The organism is Marinobacter pelagius (assembly GCF_900114925.1).
Taxonomy (GTDB): domain Bacteria; phylum Pseudomonadota; class Gammaproteobacteria; order Pseudomonadales; family Oleiphilaceae; genus Marinobacter; species Marinobacter pelagius.
On sequence record NZ_FOUR01000005.1, the window covers coordinates 143,624 to 158,882 of the forward strand.

13 protein-coding genes are annotated in these 15,259 nt (G+C 60.8%); 6 read left to right on the top strand and 7 right to left on the bottom strand.

Annotation, left to right across the window (positions count from 1 at the left end; genetic code table 11):
- Nucleotides 1-54: 54 nt before the first annotated feature.
- Together BM254_RS11605 and BM254_RS11610 are read right to left on the bottom strand one after the other, a co-directional pair.
- Nucleotides 55-1,374 (bottom strand): substrate-binding domain-containing protein, encoded by a 1,320-nt coding sequence (locus BM254_RS11605; RefSeq protein ID WP_092003526.1) that lies wholly within the window; start codon nt 1,372-1,374, stop codon nt 55-57.
- Nucleotides 1,375-1,485: 111 nt separating this feature from the next.
- On the bottom strand, nt 1,486-1,797 hold the full coding sequence (locus tag BM254_RS11610; RefSeq protein WP_092003948.1) for a DUF3301 domain-containing protein: 312 nt from the start codon (nt 1,795-1,797) through the stop codon (nt 1,486-1,488).
- Between the two features lie 208 nt (nt 1,798-2,005).
- Between BM254_RS11610 and BM254_RS11615 the strand changes: the two genes are divergently transcribed.
- Entirely contained in the window at nt 2,006-3,709 is a 1,704-nt protein-coding gene (locus BM254_RS11615) for a putative bifunctional diguanylate cyclase/phosphodiesterase (RefSeq protein ID WP_092003529.1), read from the top strand.
- An 81-nt stretch (nt 3,710-3,790) separates the two neighbouring features.
- Nucleotides 3,791-4,750 (top strand): AraC family transcriptional regulator, encoded by a 960-nt coding sequence (locus tag BM254_RS11620; RefSeq protein WP_092003532.1) that lies wholly within the window; start codon nt 3,791-3,793, stop codon nt 4,748-4,750.
- 69 nt (nt 4,751-4,819) lie between these two features.
- On the opposite strand, the gene BM254_RS11625 is transcribed toward BM254_RS11620, so the two are convergent.
- On the bottom strand, nt 4,820-7,906 hold the full coding sequence (locus BM254_RS11625) for an efflux RND transporter permease subunit (protein WP_092003535.1): 3,087 nt from the start codon (nt 7,904-7,906) through the stop codon (nt 4,820-4,822).
- On the bottom strand, nt 7,906-9,009 hold the full coding sequence (locus BM254_RS11630; protein ID WP_092003537.1) for an efflux RND transporter periplasmic adaptor subunit: 1,104 nt from the start codon (nt 9,007-9,009) through the stop codon (nt 7,906-7,908). The genes BM254_RS11625 and BM254_RS11630 overlap by 1 nt, the downstream gene beginning before the upstream one ends.
- 274 nt (nt 9,010-9,283) lie before the next feature.
- Here BM254_RS11630 and BM254_RS11635 point away from each other — a divergent pair, with 274 nt between their 5' ends.
- Complete coding sequence (locus tag BM254_RS11635) at nt 9,284-9,787, top strand: DnaJ domain-containing protein (protein ID WP_092003540.1); 504 nt, start codon at nt 9,284-9,286, stop codon at nt 9,785-9,787.
- A gap of 1 nt (nt 9,788) precedes the next feature.
- Here BM254_RS11635 and BM254_RS11640 read toward each other — a convergent pair whose 3' ends face one another.
- Nucleotides 9,789-10,586, bottom strand: coding sequence for a secretin N-terminal domain-containing protein (locus BM254_RS11640; RefSeq protein WP_092003543.1), 798 nt, complete (start codon nt 10,584-10,586; stop codon nt 9,789-9,791).
- 354 nt (nt 10,587-10,940) lie between these two features.
- Between BM254_RS11640 and BM254_RS11645 the strand changes: the two genes are divergently transcribed.
- Nucleotides 10,941-11,993 carry a 3-deoxy-7-phosphoheptulonate synthase gene (locus BM254_RS11645; protein ID WP_092003951.1) on the top strand — a complete coding sequence of 351 codons (1,053 nt, stop codon included), beginning with the start codon at nt 10,941-10,943 and terminating at the stop codon, nt 11,991-11,993.
- On the opposite strand, the gene BM254_RS11650 is transcribed toward BM254_RS11645, so the two are convergent.
- The gene (locus tag BM254_RS11650; protein WP_092003545.1) at nt 11,938-12,609 is read right to left on the bottom strand and encodes a LysE family transporter; all 672 of its coding nucleotides are present in this window, start codon (nt 12,607-12,609) and stop codon (nt 11,938-11,940) included. The two genes, BM254_RS11645 and BM254_RS11650, sit on opposite strands and share 56 nt — an antisense overlap.
- Before the next feature lie 184 nt (nt 12,610-12,793).
- On the opposite strand from BM254_RS11650, the gene BM254_RS11655 reads away from it, so the two are divergent.
- A complete protein-coding gene (locus BM254_RS11655) occupies nt 12,794-14,236 on the top strand; it encodes a dihydrolipoyl dehydrogenase (protein WP_092003548.1) in 1,443 nt (480 codons plus the stop codon).
- 17 nt (nt 14,237-14,253) lie between these two features.
- On the opposite strand, the gene BM254_RS11660 is transcribed toward BM254_RS11655, so the two are convergent.
- Nucleotides 14,254-14,529 carry a DUF2061 domain-containing protein gene (locus BM254_RS11660; RefSeq protein WP_092003551.1) on the bottom strand — a complete coding sequence of 92 codons (276 nt, stop codon included), beginning with the start codon at nt 14,527-14,529 and terminating at the stop codon, nt 14,254-14,256.
- A 221-nt stretch (nt 14,530-14,750) separates the two neighbouring features.
- Here BM254_RS11660 and BM254_RS11665 point away from each other — a divergent pair, with 221 nt between their 5' ends.
- Nucleotides 14,751-15,224, top strand: coding sequence for a Dps family protein (locus BM254_RS11665; RefSeq protein WP_092003554.1), 474 nt, complete (start codon nt 14,751-14,753; stop codon nt 15,222-15,224).
- Nucleotides 15,225-15,259: the final 35 nt, after the last annotated feature.

The window sequence follows — 15,259 nt, forward strand, 5'->3', positions numbered from 1 at the left end:
CGGATAGGTGATTGCCGAAAATCCGGGGCCTACTTTGGTCGGACCCGGCTCCGCTCAGCGGGCTCGAACCCAGACCTCAACCCGGCCATTACGCTGACTGCCGCGACCGCCGACCGGCATGTAGTGACCATAGCCGGTGTAGGCTACATCCGGGATTTCCTCGGCCGCCAGTGCCTTGCGCACCGACAGTGCGCGTAACTCGGAAATCATCTGGGCCCGCAGTTCGTTGCTCTGCTGGTCGGCAAAACCGATCAGCATCAGGTCATCTGCGCTCTTGCCGGCCTGTGCCAGGAAATCGCTGACCCGGCGCAAGTCCCGCACTGCCTTGTTGTCGAGTTTGGTGCGGCCCTCGGCGAAGCGGAAGTTGACGGTCAACCGGTCGTACCGCTCGGTCAGTCGACGGAAGGAATCGGGAACGGAATCGTCAAACTCGGGCCGGACCGCGATCGGATTCTGGGAAATGAAGCCGGACTTTGCCACCAGTTCCTGCCCCGGGCCGGCCAGGGCGAAGTCGATCAGTCCGGAGACCAGTTCGTTGTCGGCACTGCCCGGGGTATACATGAACAGGCGGCGGGCCAGGGGGTAGTCCTCGCTGGCCACCGTCAGCTGGTTGGGCTTGAGGGCCGGGGCATCCCCCTCGGAGATGGCCAGCACCTTGCTGTTCCGGACCGATGCCAGGCCGGCAAAGCCGATACCCGATGGATCCCGGCTGACGTCATCGGACAGCTGGTCGTTGGATTCATAGCGAACGGCCGAGGGGGCCAGGGCGTATTTCTTGCCCAGCACCAGGGACTTGAACGTGTCCCAGGTGCCGGAACGGTCGTCCCGGGCATACAGCTTGATTGGCCGGTCCGGGCCGCCGACCTCGGACCAGTTGCGGATGTCACCGGCATAGATCCGGCCCAGGGTGTCGATGCTGAGCTGATTCACCGGGTTGGACGGGTGCACGAGAATGGCCAGGCCATCAATGGCGATGACGTGTTCGCTTTCCAGCGATGTCAGGTCCGCCCGATTGCGAAATTCCTCGGCCTCCCGGGTCTTCACCGGTCGTGAGGACGCCCAGACATCGGCCTGCCCGGCGGCCAATGCCTTGTAACCGGTGCTCGAGCCGTGGGCGGCCACCAGAACCTCAAGGGCCTTGCCGTTGCCCCGGGCCAGAATGCGCTGCTCGTTCTCTCGCCCTGTGGCTTCGGTCCGGACCGCTTCGCCGGTATATTGTTTCAGGTATCCGCTGACGAGCATCGGGGCCAGGGTGGCGCCGACGGTGTTGGAACCGTGAATCTCCATCTCGTTCGCGTGAGCAGTTACGCCATGGAGGGCCAGGGTCACGACGGCCAGGGTTGCCAGGGCCTTGGGGGAGAGCAGTCTTCGCATTCTGATTGTGCCTTGTGGAGGTTAATACTCGAGGTCGGCAGGAAGAATGCGACAGAAATATGACAACCAGGTTTCAGTGCTGTAACTGTTTGTTGCCGAAGGGGGAAACGGTCAAAAACGGTGGGGTTCGAGCTCCATATTGAGTATCTTCGAACCCAGCATGATCACCCGCCCGGTGTACCGTTCTTCCCCGGTGGAGGTGAAGTCAAACAGGAAGCGCCGCCAGACTCTCAGCCTGCCCTGGTCGTCCCGCTTGAACCACAGGCCGCGCAGGTATACCGCATCGTCCAGCAGTTCAACGTCCATGGTTTTGCAGTAACGGCGCGCCGCCTGCAGCACAAAATCCTTGATGGCCTTGGCGCGCCACCAGTACCAGGCGGCAAAGCCGGCCAGAAAGAGCCAGAACAGGTTTCCCAGAGTCACAGCCAATTGTATTCCCAGAAAGCAGGTCGGAAGGGGCTTCAGGGTACATGATTGCGTACCGGCTGGAAATTGTCGGCCCCTGTTAGGCTTTGGTCGTAAATACCGTTTGTTCTGCAAAATATGGCTTGGCAGGCGACAGGTGGGCGATATGCTTGTCGTCCCAACCGATTGGCCTCAGCCACGGATATAACAAAAAAGAGAGTCCGCCATGCAAGCAGTACAACAGCAGGACTTCAGGGCGCTGGTGGAGCATCACCCCCGCGCGATCATGTTGTCTACCACCGAGCCGCGCATCGCCTACGTCAATCGCAGCTTCCAGGCGGTCACGGGTTACTGCCAGGAAGAGGTCCTCGGAGAGCCACCTTCGGTGCTGAGTTCCGGATTGCATTCCCAGGACTTCTACCGGGGCATGTGGGAGAGCATCCACACCAACGGGCGCTGGGAAGGGCTGATCTGGAACCGTCGCAAGAACGGCGAAACCTACCCGCAATGGCTGTCTATCTACCCAGTGATCCAGGGCTCACGGAAGTTCTACGCCGGCGTGTTCATGGATGTGGGCGATCCGGCGGCCGGGGACGAGCGCCTGGCCTCCCTGGCCTATTACGATCCGTTGACCGAGCTGCCCAACCGGTCCTTGTTCCAGGAATTCCTGAGAGCCCGGGTGGACCGCCGCCAGGGCACTGTTGGCTGCTTCGGGGTACTGTTTATTGATCTTGATTTCTTCAAGTCGATCAACGATCTCCACGGGCATGACTGCGGCGACCAGGTACTCAGGGCAGCGTCTCGCTGTATCCGGAGTGCCCTGCGGCGTAACGACGTTCTGGCCCGCCTGTCCGGAGATGAGTTTGCCGCCATCGTCGAGGTCGAGAACGATCTGGAACTGGAGAACATCGGTGAACGACTGAACCGGGCGTTCCAGGATCCGGTCCGGGTGGATGGCCGTGAGTATTTCCTGTCGGCGTCCGTGGGCGGGGCGATGTTTCCGGATCACGGGCGAACCAGTGCCGACCTGCTGCAGAACGCGGACCGGGCCATGTATACCGCCAAGGTGGCCGGCCGTGCCTGTTTCCGCCTCTACAGCGCCGTGGAGAGCGAGCAGGGACGACGGGAACAGCGCTTGTCCGAGGCACTGATCGCCGCTCTAAAGACCGCGCCAGAGCAGTTCCGGGTGGTCTACCAGCCCCAGTTTGATCTTGCCACGGGGTGCATTGTCGGTTTGGAGGCGCTTTTCCGGTGGTTGCATCCGGAGTTTGGCGAGATTTCGCCGGCGGATTTTGTCCCTATCGCCGAACACCGGGGTCACATCCATGATTTGACTGAGCACCTTTTGCGATGCGTCCAGTCAGATCTCGACAGTGTCTCCGGGGAACAGCTGCCCCAGGGACTGCGCCTGGCCATCAATATTTCCGCCCGGCAGATTACCGATACCCGCCTGGACCAGGTGCTCGGACCCTTTTTTGATCGCCTGGCGGCCCTGGGCTGGCGGCCGGAGCTGGAAATCACGGAGACCCACCTGATGAGTCTTTCCAGCCGTTGTCTGCAGCGGCTGCGGAGGTTCGGAGAGCAGGGTGTTGGCGTGGCCATCGATGATTTCGGAACCGGCTATTCCTCCCTCGCGTACCTGCATACCCTGCCGGTGCAGGTCCTGAAGATTGATCGCCAGTTTACCCGGCAACTGGGAACTGATGCCCGGGACGCACGCATTGTCTCCGCCATTCTCGGCATTGCCGAGGCCCTTGGGCTGGAAGTGGTGGCTGAAGGAATCGAGAGTGAGGAACAGCTGGAAAAACTGCGCCAGCTTCGGTGTCACCGGGGCCAGGGCTATCTGCTCGGCAAGCCCCTGGGATGGGGGCAGGTTGTTGATGTTCTGATTGATGGACATCAATTCCGGTATGATTATATGGCTTCCTGACCCGGTGATTGCAAAATATGGCTAGGGTTTCGGGGCGTTTTCCAATAAAAAGAGCAAAGTCCCTCAAGATCGTGTGGTTTTATGTCCCGGGAACCCTTGGCAACCGTTGCACTGGACAGCTTCCTCCGCCTGAATCGCACTTCGCTGTCAGAATTCCAGGCCGCGCTGCGGCTGTTGACGGCCTTGCCGTCGATCCAGTGCAGATCAACAGACAACAGTGATTCCGCTGTTGGCGCCCTCTATGTCGTGCCGTCTGACCGTGGCACGGTCATTTGCCTGGCGGTGGAGCAGGCATTGAAGATCGCCGGCTGGGATTCCCCCGTGCCCTTGTGGTTGCGTGTCCTGGCAGGCCAGGTGCATATCGGTGAGAGTTCCGCGGAGCGAGACATGCAAAGCGGGGCCTGCCGTACCGCCCCCGGGTCTTTGACGTTGCACCTGGCCGCAGGCACCCGGTTGGTGATGGTCATCCCCTCAGAAGCTGCACTGACAGCCCTCGGACAAGTCCCCCGATCCGTCTCCGGCAGCACGATCTGTTGCCTGATTGACCGGTTCATTTTGCAGGCAAGGTTTTTCCTGGACAGTGAGCAGACAGAAGCGGGCACCCGGCAGCTGATTTCGCGCCTGGATGAACTGGAGACAACAGGTCAGGTTCTCGCCGATCTGGTGTTGCCGGTGCTGGATCGCCGAATAAAGCGAGCCATCGACCGGATCCGAAGTGAACCGGACTGGCAGTTCGACCTGCCGGAGCTGGCCAGTCATGCCGGGGCCAGCGAACGAAACCTCTATTACCTGATGAAACGGGAAACCGGGATGACGCCCTACCGTTTCTACCAGCGTTGCCGGCTGGTCCGTGTTCGGCGCCGGCTGGTGGATTGTCAGTGCGAGGTGCCACACATCTCACGCTATGCCGCTGACGAAGGCTTCAGCCATCTGGGGCGCTTTGCCGCGCTGTATCGGGAGCATTTCGGCGAACTGCCGAGCGAGACCATTCAGTGGCGCCGGGCGCTCCTGGACCGGCCAGCCGGCAAGCAGGCCAGCTGAGTCATTCCCTGATCCCCAAAGAAAAAGCCCGGTTACCGGAAGGTAAGCGGGCTTTTTCAGTTGCGGAGGTCAGTGACCTGTGGCCGGTTTTCCGGCTTCGGCCTCGTCACCATACTCATCGGCGGCCGAACCGTGATGATCCCGCGCCAGCAGGATGTAGAAGGCCGGCAGCACGAAGATGGTGAACAGGGTGCCAATGCCCAGGCCGGCACTGATGGTCAGGCCGATGGCAAAACGGCTCTCCGCACCGGGGCCGACGGCGATCAGCAGCGGTACCATGGCGAAGATCAGGGCCAGGGAGGTCATGATGATCGGGCGCAGGCGGATAGCCGCCGCTTCGATCACTGCCTGCACCTTGTCCAGGCCACGTTCTTTCTGCAACAGGTTGGCGAACTCCACGATCAGGATACCGTTTTTCGACACCACCCCGATCAGGGTGATCAGCCCCACCTGGGTATAGATGTTCATGGAGGCGAAGCCCAGCACGATGAACGCCATGGCACCGGCCACGGACATGGGCACCGACACCAGAATGATGAACGGATCACGCCAGCTTTCGAACTGGGCGGCCAGCACCAGGTAGATCACCAGCAGCGACAGGAAGAAGGTCACCACCAGGGCACTGCCCTGGGTCGCCAGCTGGCGGGTCTGCCCGGTATAATCCGAGCTGAAGCCCTGGGGGAAGACCTCGTCGGCGGTCTGCTCCATGAAGTCCATGGCATCACCAAGGGCTACGCCCGGCATCACTACCCCTTGCAGGGTGAGTGAGTTCAGCTGGTTGAACTGGGTCCGGTTGGACGGCTCGACATCGTGACTGAAGCTCACAACACTGCCCAGGGGCACCAGGCCGCCAACGTCCGTACGGATGTAGTAATCGTTGAGAGCCTGTTCATCCAGTCGGAATTTCTGGTCGACCTGGGGAATCACCTGGTAGGAGCGGCCCTCCATGCTGAACCGGTTGATATAGCCGCCGCCGAGCATGCTGGACAGGGCCTGGCCGATGTCCTGCATGGACAGGCCCAGGTCCGCGACCCGGTCCCGATCCACGTTGATGCGGGTGATCGGCCGGTCGAAGTTGATGGATTTCTGCAGGAACATGAAGTTGCCGCTGGCCATGGCCTTGCCCTGCAGCTCGTCCGCCACCTGATCCAGTTGCTCGTAGCTGCTGCCAGTGGTGATGACAAACTGGAACGGCAGGCCGCCGCCGGAGCCCGGCAGGGACGGCCGCGGGAAGACCGCGGTTTGCAGCCCGGTGACGTTCTTAAGCTCGGCATCGAGCATCGGTTGCACTTCAAACTGGCTCACCTCCCGCTCGCTCCAGGGCTTCATCTTGAAACCGCCGAACACCGCGTTGGGGCCGGTGATGCCGAGAATCATGAAGTCCTCGTTGTAACCGGGCACGGTGGCCATGCGCTCCTGAACCTCGTTGCCGTGCTCGCGCAGGTAGTCGAGGGTGGCGGTCTGGGGTCCGAGGCCCTGGTAGAACAGAATGCCCTGGTCCTCGGTGGGCGCCAGTTCGTTCTGGCTCATCATCACCATGAAGTAGATGGAACCCAGCACCACCACGGCAAAGAACACCACCACGGATTTGGTCTGCATCAGTGACGCCAGGGCCGACTTGTAGGCATTCGAGAGACCGTTGAAGGTTTTCTCCACCAGTACCTCGAAGCGCCCCGGATTGCCGTGGGGTTTGAGTACCTTGCCGGACAGCATGGGGGAGAGTGTCAGCGCCACGATGCCGGAGATCACCACGGTGCCGGCGAGGGTGAAGGCGAATTCGGTGAACAGCGAGCCCACCAGACCTCCCATGAAACCGATAGGCGCGTAAACCGCCACCAGGGTGGTGGTCATGGCGATGATCGGCACGGCCATTTCCCGGGCCCCGTTGATGGCGGCTTCGAACCGGGACTCGCCCTGTTCGATGTGCCGGTGCACGTTCTCCACCATGATGATGGCGTCATCCACCACGAGACCGATGGCCAGCACCATGGACAGCAACGTCAGCAGGTTCAGGGAGAACCCGAACATCAGCATGACGAAGGCACCGCCGATCAGGGACAGCGGCACCGCCACCGAAGGCACTACCGAGGCACGGATGGAGCCAAGGCACAGGAAGACCACCACCAGAACGATGACCAGTGCTTCGAGCAGGGTCTTGATTACCTCGTTGATGGAGTCTTCGATGAAGTCGGAGGCGTCATAGGCGAGCCGGACATCCAGGCCCGCGGGCAGCTGGCTCTCGATATCCGGCAGTGCGTCCTTGACCAGCCCTGCCACCGTCAACGGGTTGGCACCGGGGGCCAGCTCGATGGCAACGTAGGTGGCCGGCTGACCCTTGTACAGCGCCAGCTCGTCGTAGGTTTCCGAGCCCAGCTCCACGCGGGCAATGTCCTGGAGCCGGATCTGGGTGCCGTCCCGGGTTTTCACCACAAGGTTGCGGAACTGGTCCGGGTCGGCCACATCGGTATCGCTGGTCATGGCTATTTCAACATACTGGCCCTTGGTGTTGCCCACCGCGGCCTGGTAGTTGTTGGCCCGGAGTTTGGCGACCACTTCCGGCGGGGTCATGTCGACGGCGGCCAGTCGCTCGGGATCCAGCCATACCCGCAGGGCGAACTTGCGGCCGAACAGGCGGGCCTTGCCGACGCCCGGGAGCGCCTGCAGCTTGGGCTGAACCACCCGGGTCAGGTAGTCGGTTATCTGCGGTACGGCCAGCTCGGTGCTGTAGAAAGCGATATACATCAGCGCGGTGGAATCGCCGGTGGTGGACGTGATCACCGGGTCCTGCGCCTCTGCGGGCAGCACGTTGCGCTGACTGGCTACCTTGGCCTGGATCTCGGCCAGGGCGGCATTGGCATCATAGTTCAGCTCCATCTTCGCCTCGATGGTGGAGACGCCCTGGGAGCTGGTGGAGGTCAGGTAATCGATACCACTGGCTTCAGCAATGGCCTGTTGCAGGGGCGTGGTGATGAAGCCCTTGATCAGGTCGGAGCTGGCACCGGGGTAGGCCGTGGTTACGGTTACTGTCGTGCTCTCGAGTTCCGGATACTGCCGGATCTCCATCTCCATGGCGGCCCGGGCACCGAGCAGCAGGATCAGCAGGCTGACCACCGTCGCGAGTACCGGACGGTGGATGAATATGTCGGTAAATCGCATTATTCAGACGCCTCCTGCGTTTGCGCGGAGTCTTCCTGGATCTCTACTTTCTGGCCCGCCCGCAGCCGCAACAGGGCCTTGGATACCACGGTCTCTCCGGCTTCCAGGCCGGACAGGATGGCTACCCGGCCTTCCCGAGTCTGACCCGTTGTAACGGTCCGGCGGTTGACGACCAGTTCGCCGTTGTCGTTTTCCTCGACCACGAACACGAAGTCGCCGTAGGTGTTGTAGGAAATGGCCGTCCGGGGCACGGTCACCACCTCGTTGTCCTCGGGCTGAAGGGTCATGATCGTGGCAAACATGCCCGGGCGCAGCAGCTGTTCGTCATTCTTCAGGGTGCCGCGAACGCGCACGGTACGGGTTTCCGGGTTAACCGAGGTGTTGATGGCACTGATCTCACCCTCGAACTCGGCGTCCGGGACCGCCGCAACGGTGGCTTTCACCGGGAAGCCCGTTGCGATATCGGCCAGGTTCTTTTCAGACAGGGTGTAGTCAACGTAAATCGGGTTGAGCATGTTGATCTCGACAATCGGTGTGCCGGTGGCAATGTACTCACCCTGGTCCACCATCCGGATGCCCACCGTGCCGTCAAACGGCGCCCGGATGATTTTCTTGTTGAGCTGGGCTTCCGCCTCGTTCACCCGTGCCCGGGCCGCGTCGTAGTTGGCCTTGGCCTGGTCGTACTGGGACTGGGACACGGCGCGCTTGGGCAGCAGGTCGGATACCCGCTTGAATTCCTGTTGCGCCAGCTGGGCTTCGGCCCGGCGGGTGCGCAGCGCTGCCTCGTCGATCTCTGCGTTCAGGCGGATCAGCACGTCGCCCTGCTGGACGGTATCGCCGGATTCGAAGTTGATGCTCTCGATGACGCCGGGCACCTCGTTGGCAATCTCGATACCATTGATGGCTTCAATGCTGCCAACGGCCTTGATGGAGGGGGTCCATTGTTCGGTGCGGGCATCGGTCGCGGAAATCTTGGCCGGCGGTTGCGGCTGGGACATTTGCTCCTTCATTTGGCCGAACTGGTAGAACTTGTAGCCAAAGATGCCACCAAGGACGACGCCAAGAAAAATAATGACAATGATGAAGCGGGAAGCAGTGCGCATAGTTCAGACCCTGGAATCTGTGTCCATTGAGTGTTGATGCCTCGGATCAACACAGGTGATATTGGAGGCGGTTATTTTTTCCGTAAAACGTAGCATCCTATAAAAAAACGGAAGGGGTTGTCACCGTTTTGACAGTCTTTAAGACCAAATTCAGAAAGCAGAGCGAAAAGCAGTATCCGGGGGACGCAATGCGCTACCCCCGTTTGCCGGACACTGGTATTTTCCATATCGCAGGTGACACAATTACGACCGCATGCCAAAAGGGGATTAGCCCATGCAGTGGATTCTCGGCCTGGCGCTGGCCGCGGCCGTTTTCGTTATTCTGAAACGCTGGGGCGCATTGACGCCGGAAAAGAAAAAAGATGCCGTCTGGAAGAGCGTTCTGGTGGTCGGTGGCGCCCTGTTGTTGTTCATGGTGCTGACCGGACGGGTCCATGTCATTACTGCGGCCATTGCGGCGGTGATCCCCCTGCTGCGCAAGGCGCCTGCCCTGTTGAAGTATGCCCCGGCGCTGGCCCGGATAATGGGCAGGGAGATCCCCGATCCGGGGGTTGATTCCCGGCAGCAGGCCGGCCAGAGTCCGCCATCGGACAGTGATATGTCCGAGCGCGAGGCCTGTGAGATACTCGGAGTGCAGCCCGGGTGCCCGAAGGAGGACGTCATTGCGGCCCATCGCCGGCTGATCCAGAAGCTGCACCCGGACCGGGGCGGCAACGACTACCTCGCCGCCAAAATCAACGAAGCCAAACAGGTGCTGCTGAAGAAGGCCCGGGTCTGAGTCAGGGCACAATCTCCACTTTAACCTCCACGCTGCGGCTGCCGGAGCGGTTGCTCTCCACCTGGTAGGCGATGCCACTGTTACTGCGTGTGCTGCTCCGGGCTATGCTGCCCAGGGAAACCCATTGCCCGGGCTCGACCCGCCGGATAGTCAGCAGCGCTTCCGTCTCATAGCCCTGGATCTGCGCCGGGTCCTCCTCGAACGAAACAATATTCAGTTCAACGGCCTGACCGGAAATGACCTGGGGGCTGACCAGAAAACCGCTCCGGGTTTCCACCTGCTCGAGAAACGCCGCCGGATTCCGGCCGCCACGGATGGCGATGGGCAGGGTGCGCACCTGGCCGGAGGTGATGTGGGCGGTCTGGCCATCCTGCACCATCAGGGTTCGCTGCTGGTTGCTGCCGCTGCTGGAGCTTTTGCGCTCCACGGTCACACCGACGTTCCCGTCCCGGGCTGAAACACCGGCCCCCGAGCGCTCGCCACTGACCTCCTCCCGGGTCCTCACCGTAATCCGGAGCTGGGCGGGCGCCACGTCCAGTGACTCCACCAGAGTGCCGATCTCATCCAGCAAACGGGGCTCGCCCCGCACCATCAGCTGCTGTCCCCGGGCGGTCACTGTGACCGGGGCATCGGCATACAGGTCCCGGATCTGGGCGGCCACGTCTTCAGCGGGGCGGGCATCCAGCTGGTAACTGCGGGTCTCGGTCTGGGCATGGGCCGACACGGAGGTGAGCCAGATGGGCACGAGGATGACGAACAGGACCAGTAAACGGCGCAGGCTGACGTGGAACGAGGGCATTGGCACTCCGCAAAGACAGGATAAACGGAAAAACTTCGGCCTCCGGGTTGCCAAGGCGGAAACCGGAGGTATATATTGAAAAGCATGAAGACCACAAACGCGACCTGTCAATTGAATGTTCTGCAAGCTTTCGGGGTAAAACCGATGGCTTCAGTCGCGGCTGTGTTTTTTTGGTGGTTTGGTTATGGCTTTTATTTTAGCCAGAACCCGGGCCGCCCATAGGATTTTGATCCGACGAATTACGAGGAAGGCAGCCCGGCAGTAACCCAGGCTGCCACCGGACTCGAAAAAGCCCCGACTGGTAGCCCAGCCGGGGCTTTTTTGATTCTGACCAAGGGAAACGGGAACACCGATATGAACATGCCACTGAAAGCCGATGCGCTGAACGACGCTGTTGCAGCAGCAGACAGCCACCGACAGGAAACCGCCCTGCCATCACCGGAACAACTGCGCCGGGAATTTCCTGCAGGGCCGGATCTGTTGGCTCAGGTGCAGGGCTATCGACAGGCAATCCGGAATATCCTGCAGGGCAGGGATGACCGGACCCTGATCGTGATGGGACCGTGTTCGATTCACGATGAGCAGGCAGCGCTGGATTACGGTCGTCGTCTCAAGCAGCTGGCGGAGGCTGTCAGTGACCGTTTCCTGATCGTGATGCGGGCATACCTGGAGAAGCCCCGGACTACCGTTGGCTGGAAAGGTCTGCTGTACGATCCGGAACGGAACGGGCAGGGGGATCTGCAACAGGGGCTGGTACGTTCCCGCCGGCTTCTGCTGGATCTGGCCGGGCTCGGGTTGCCCCTGGCCACCGAGGCCCTCAGTCCGTTCGCCATGGATTATCTCGGTGATCTGGTCAGCTGGAGCGCTATCGGGGCTCGCACCACCGAATCCCAGATCCACCGGGAAATGGTGAGCGGTCTGCCCATGCCGGTCGGCTTCAAAAACGGCACTGACGGCGGGATCGCGGTCGCTACCAATGCCATGAAATCCGCGGCCCATCCGCACCATCACCTGGGCGTATCCGCCACCGGAGCGCCGGTGATGATCTCGACCCGGGGTAACCCGGATACCCATCTGGTGCTTCGCGGTGGCCGGGGAGTGACCAACTACGACGCGGACAGCATTGCCGCTGCCGTGGAAGGACTGGAGCAGGCGGGTCTGTCCACTGCCGTCATGGTGGACTGCAGCCACGACAACGCATGCAAACAGGCGGAGCGCCAGATCGATATTGCCCGGGAAGTCATGGCCCAGAAGCGGGCCGGTAACACCCATATCCGTGGGCTGATGCTGGAGAGCTTCCTGGAACCGGGGCGTCAGGATGATGGTAGCGAACTGCTCTACGGCTGCTCGATCACCGATCCGTGCCTGGGCTGGGAGCAGACAGAGGCTCTGATTCGCTCACTGTAGACAGCAGCAGTTGCGCCGCCAGGACCAGTAACACTCCACCCATGATCCGGTCCAGCCAGTGGCCAAAGCGATTGAAGGCCTGGCGGACCCGGGGCAGGGTGAAGAACACCGCCACCAGGGCGAACCACGCGCCGGTGGCCACCGCCATGTAAATGCCGTACCCCGCCTGCACCGCCAGGGGCGTGCCGGGACTTATCACCACTGAAAACAGGGCCACGAAGAACAGTGTTGCCTTGGGATTGAGGGCATTGGTGAGAAAGCCGAGCCGCAACGCCGCGAAGGCTGACTGTGCCGGAGCGTTCCCGGTCTCCACATGAATACTGCCGGCCCTGGCCCGGAGGCACTGCAGGGCAATCCAGGCCAGGTACAGAGCCCCGACCACTTTCAACACGCTGAACAGCATCACCGACTGCTTGATCAGCAAGCCGATGCCCAGCAGGGAATAGGTCACATGAACCAGAATGCCGGCGCCCACCCCGGCGGCACTCAGTAACGCATTCCTCCGGCTCTGGCACAGGGCCTGTCTGAGCATTACCGCAAAATCCGGCCCCGGGCTGACCACGGCCAGCAGATGAGCCACGGCAATGGTCAGGAATTCCGGCCAGTACTGAACCATTCGCTATCTCCCGTCGAACCTGTTGGCAGAAACCGGTAAGGGTAGGTCATTTTTCCATGGCTGTCCCGCCGCGACTGATCTGTTGGTTTACGCTGGCCCCCGGGCTGCTTCTATACTGGAAGAAAACAGATCACCAGCGAATTCATGGGATCCGGCCCACCTGTGCCGGCTGAGGAGGCATGTTGTGAAAAAGCACGAAGTGGACGTGGCAATCATCGGGGCAGGGACGGCCGGCATGGTGGCCTACCAGCGTGTACGCAAGGCAACAGACAAGGTCGTCCTGATTGAAGGAGAGCAGTACGGCACCACCTGTGCCCGCGTCGGCTGTATGCCCAGCAAGTTGCTGATTGCAGCTGCAGAACATGCCCATGCCATGGTGGAGGCAGAGGAATTCGGTATCTCGCCGGGAGAGGTCGCAATAGACGGTCGCCGGGTCATGGAGCGGGTGCGCCAGGAGCGTGATCGTTTTGTCTCGTCGGTGGTGAATTCCGTCCAGGGTTTCCCGGAGCCCCACCGGTTAATGGGCCATGCCCGCTTTGCCGGCCCCAATCGACTGATTGTGGGAGATGACGTGGAGGTCCAGGCCGAATGCATCATCATCGCCACCGGGTCCCGGGCAAACATTCCTGGCTTTCTGAAGGAGGCGAAGGATCGCCTCATCGTCAACGATGACCTTTTCGACTGGGATGACCTGCCGGATTCGGTGGCAGTGTTCGGGCCGGGTGTGATCGGCCTGGAACTGGGGCAGGCCCTGAGCCGTCTCGGTGTGCGGGTTCGGATGTTTGGGGTGGGCGGTGCGATCGGCTCGATCCAGGACGATGCCATCCGCGCCTGTGCCCTGGAGATCTTCAACCAGGAGTTTCCGCTGGATCCGGATGCCGATGTCACCCATGTCGAGCGGACCGATGAAGGGGTGGCCGTGACCTTCAAAAACGGCTCGGGCGAGCCGGTTACCGAGACCTTCGATTATCTGCTGGCAGCCACCGGCCGTCGACCAAACGTAGACAACCTGGATATCCAGAATGCCGATATCGAACTGGATGACCGGGGTTCACCGGTGTTCGACGAGTACACCCTGCGCTGCGGCGACAGTCATATCTTCATTGCCGGGGACGCCAACAATGATCGACCCCTGCTGCACGAGGCAGCGGATGAAGGACGTATCGCGGGAGACAACGCTGCGGCCTGGCCGGATGTGCGTACCGGTCTGCGCCATGTTCCCCTGGGAGTGGTGTTTACCGACCCGCAAATTGCCTCCGTGGGGCTGACCATCGATCAGGTCGACAAACAGTGCCATGGCTGCTTCGCGGTCGGCGAGGTTTCCTTTGCAGACCAGGGGCGGAGCCGGGTCATTGGCAAGAACCGGGGGATTCTCAGGGTGTATGGCGAACATGGCAGCGGCCTGTTCATGGGGGCGGAAATGTTCGGGCCGGCGGCGGAACACATTGCCCACCTGCTGGCCTGGTGTGCCCAGAAACGGATGACCGTCAGCGAGATGCTGGCGATGCCTTACTACCATCCGGTGATCGAGGAGGGGTTGCGTACCGCGCTCAAGCAGCTGAACCGGAACCTGCAGATCGGACCGGAGATTACCGACGAGTGCCTCGAATGCGGGCCGGGAGTTTGACCAGCCCTTGATCTCAGTCAGCAGGTGCTGGGTTGATTGTGGGGTAGGGTGTTGTCCGGGCCCCTTGCATTACGCAGGCGGCGAGCCCATATCTTCTCGTGGAAGAAGTAGGCCACGGTGTTGATAGCCGGCTCGACCATGGCAATCAGGCTGCCCACAATGATGTCCCCGGTGAGCAGATAAGCCACCGTGAAGGCAACCGTAAAGTGGGTGATGGCGAAGGTGATTGTCTTCAGCAGGGATTGGTCACCCTTCGAACCATGGTCGTGTACGAACAGTTTCAAGGCACTCATGATCCGCTCCGCGTGTAATGTCTTTAAATCTTATTTAAGAACAAGTGAGAATGATTGTTAAATAGATTGTTTAAAGAAAATTGATAGTGCCGGGCTATAGCTTTGCCGTTCGCTATATAAGTCTGGGCTATGGAAGAGATTGTCTGATACAACTTCACGGATCTTGTTGGCCCGCTTAAGGTGGGACCTATAGATTTTAAACAGCGTCAAGGAGGTACGTAATGAGCAAGAACTTCATTGGTCTCGATACCGGAAAAACCGTGGAACTGACGGACGCCCTGAACGATCTGTTGTCCAACTACCAGATCTTCTACATGAACGTCCGTGGCTATCACTGGAACATCAAGGGCGAGAACTTTTTCGAACTGCACGCCAAGTTCGAGGAACTGTATGACGACCTGCTCCTGAAGATCGACGAGATCGCCGAGCGGGTGCTGACTCTCGGTCACCGTCCTGCTCACGCCTACAGCACCTACATGGAGCGTTCTGAAATTCCCGAGCGCAAGGACGTCTCCGATGGTCGCGAAGCGGTGGAGAACATCGTGGAGAGCTTCGGCAAACTCATCGGCAAGCAGCGTAACCTGCTGAACCTGGCCGGCGACGCCGAAGACGAAGGTACCGTTGCCCTGATGAGCGACTATATCTCGCAGCAGGAAAAGACGGTGTGGATGTACCGGAGTTACCTCGGGAAGTAACCTCGGGTGTTGTGAAAATGGCGGCCTTCGGGCCG

Bases quoted from the DNA above. Each gene is read 5' to 3' on its own strand.
- BM254_RS11615 (WP_092003529.1), top strand. From the start codon at position 2,006: ATGCAAGCAGTACAACAGCAGGACTTCAGGGCGCTGGTGGAGCATCAC.
- BM254_RS11660 (WP_092003551.1), bottom strand. From the start codon at position 14,529: ATGAGTGCCTTGAAACTGTTCGTACACGACCATGGTTCGAAGGGTGAC.
- BM254_RS11625 (WP_092003535.1), bottom strand. From the start codon at position 7,906: ATGCGATTTACCGACATATTCATCCACCGTCCGGTACTCGCGACGGTG.
- BM254_RS11605 (WP_092003526.1), bottom strand. From the start codon at position 1,374: ATGCGAAGACTGCTCTCCCCCAAGGCCCTGGCAACCCTGGCCGTCGTG.
- BM254_RS11630 (WP_092003537.1), bottom strand. From the start codon at position 9,009: ATGCGCACTGCTTCCCGCTTCATCATTGTCATTATTTTTCTTGGCGTC.
- BM254_RS11665 (WP_092003554.1), top strand. From the start codon at position 14,751: ATGAGCAAGAACTTCATTGGTCTCGATACCGGAAAAACCGTGGAACTG.
- BM254_RS11635 (WP_092003540.1), top strand. From the start codon at position 9,284: ATGCAGTGGATTCTCGGCCTGGCGCTGGCCGCGGCCGTTTTCGTTATT.
- BM254_RS11620 (WP_092003532.1), top strand. From the start codon at position 3,791: ATGTCCCGGGAACCCTTGGCAACCGTTGCACTGGACAGCTTCCTCCGC.
- BM254_RS11645 (WP_092003951.1), top strand. From the start codon at position 10,941: ATGAACATGCCACTGAAAGCCGATGCGCTGAACGACGCTGTTGCAGCA.
- BM254_RS11650 (WP_092003545.1), bottom strand. From the start codon at position 12,609: ATGGTTCAGTACTGGCCGGAATTCCTGACCATTGCCGTGGCTCATCTG.
- BM254_RS11640 (WP_092003543.1), bottom strand. From the start codon at position 10,586: ATGCCCTCGTTCCACGTCAGCCTGCGCCGTTTACTGGTCCTGTTCGTC.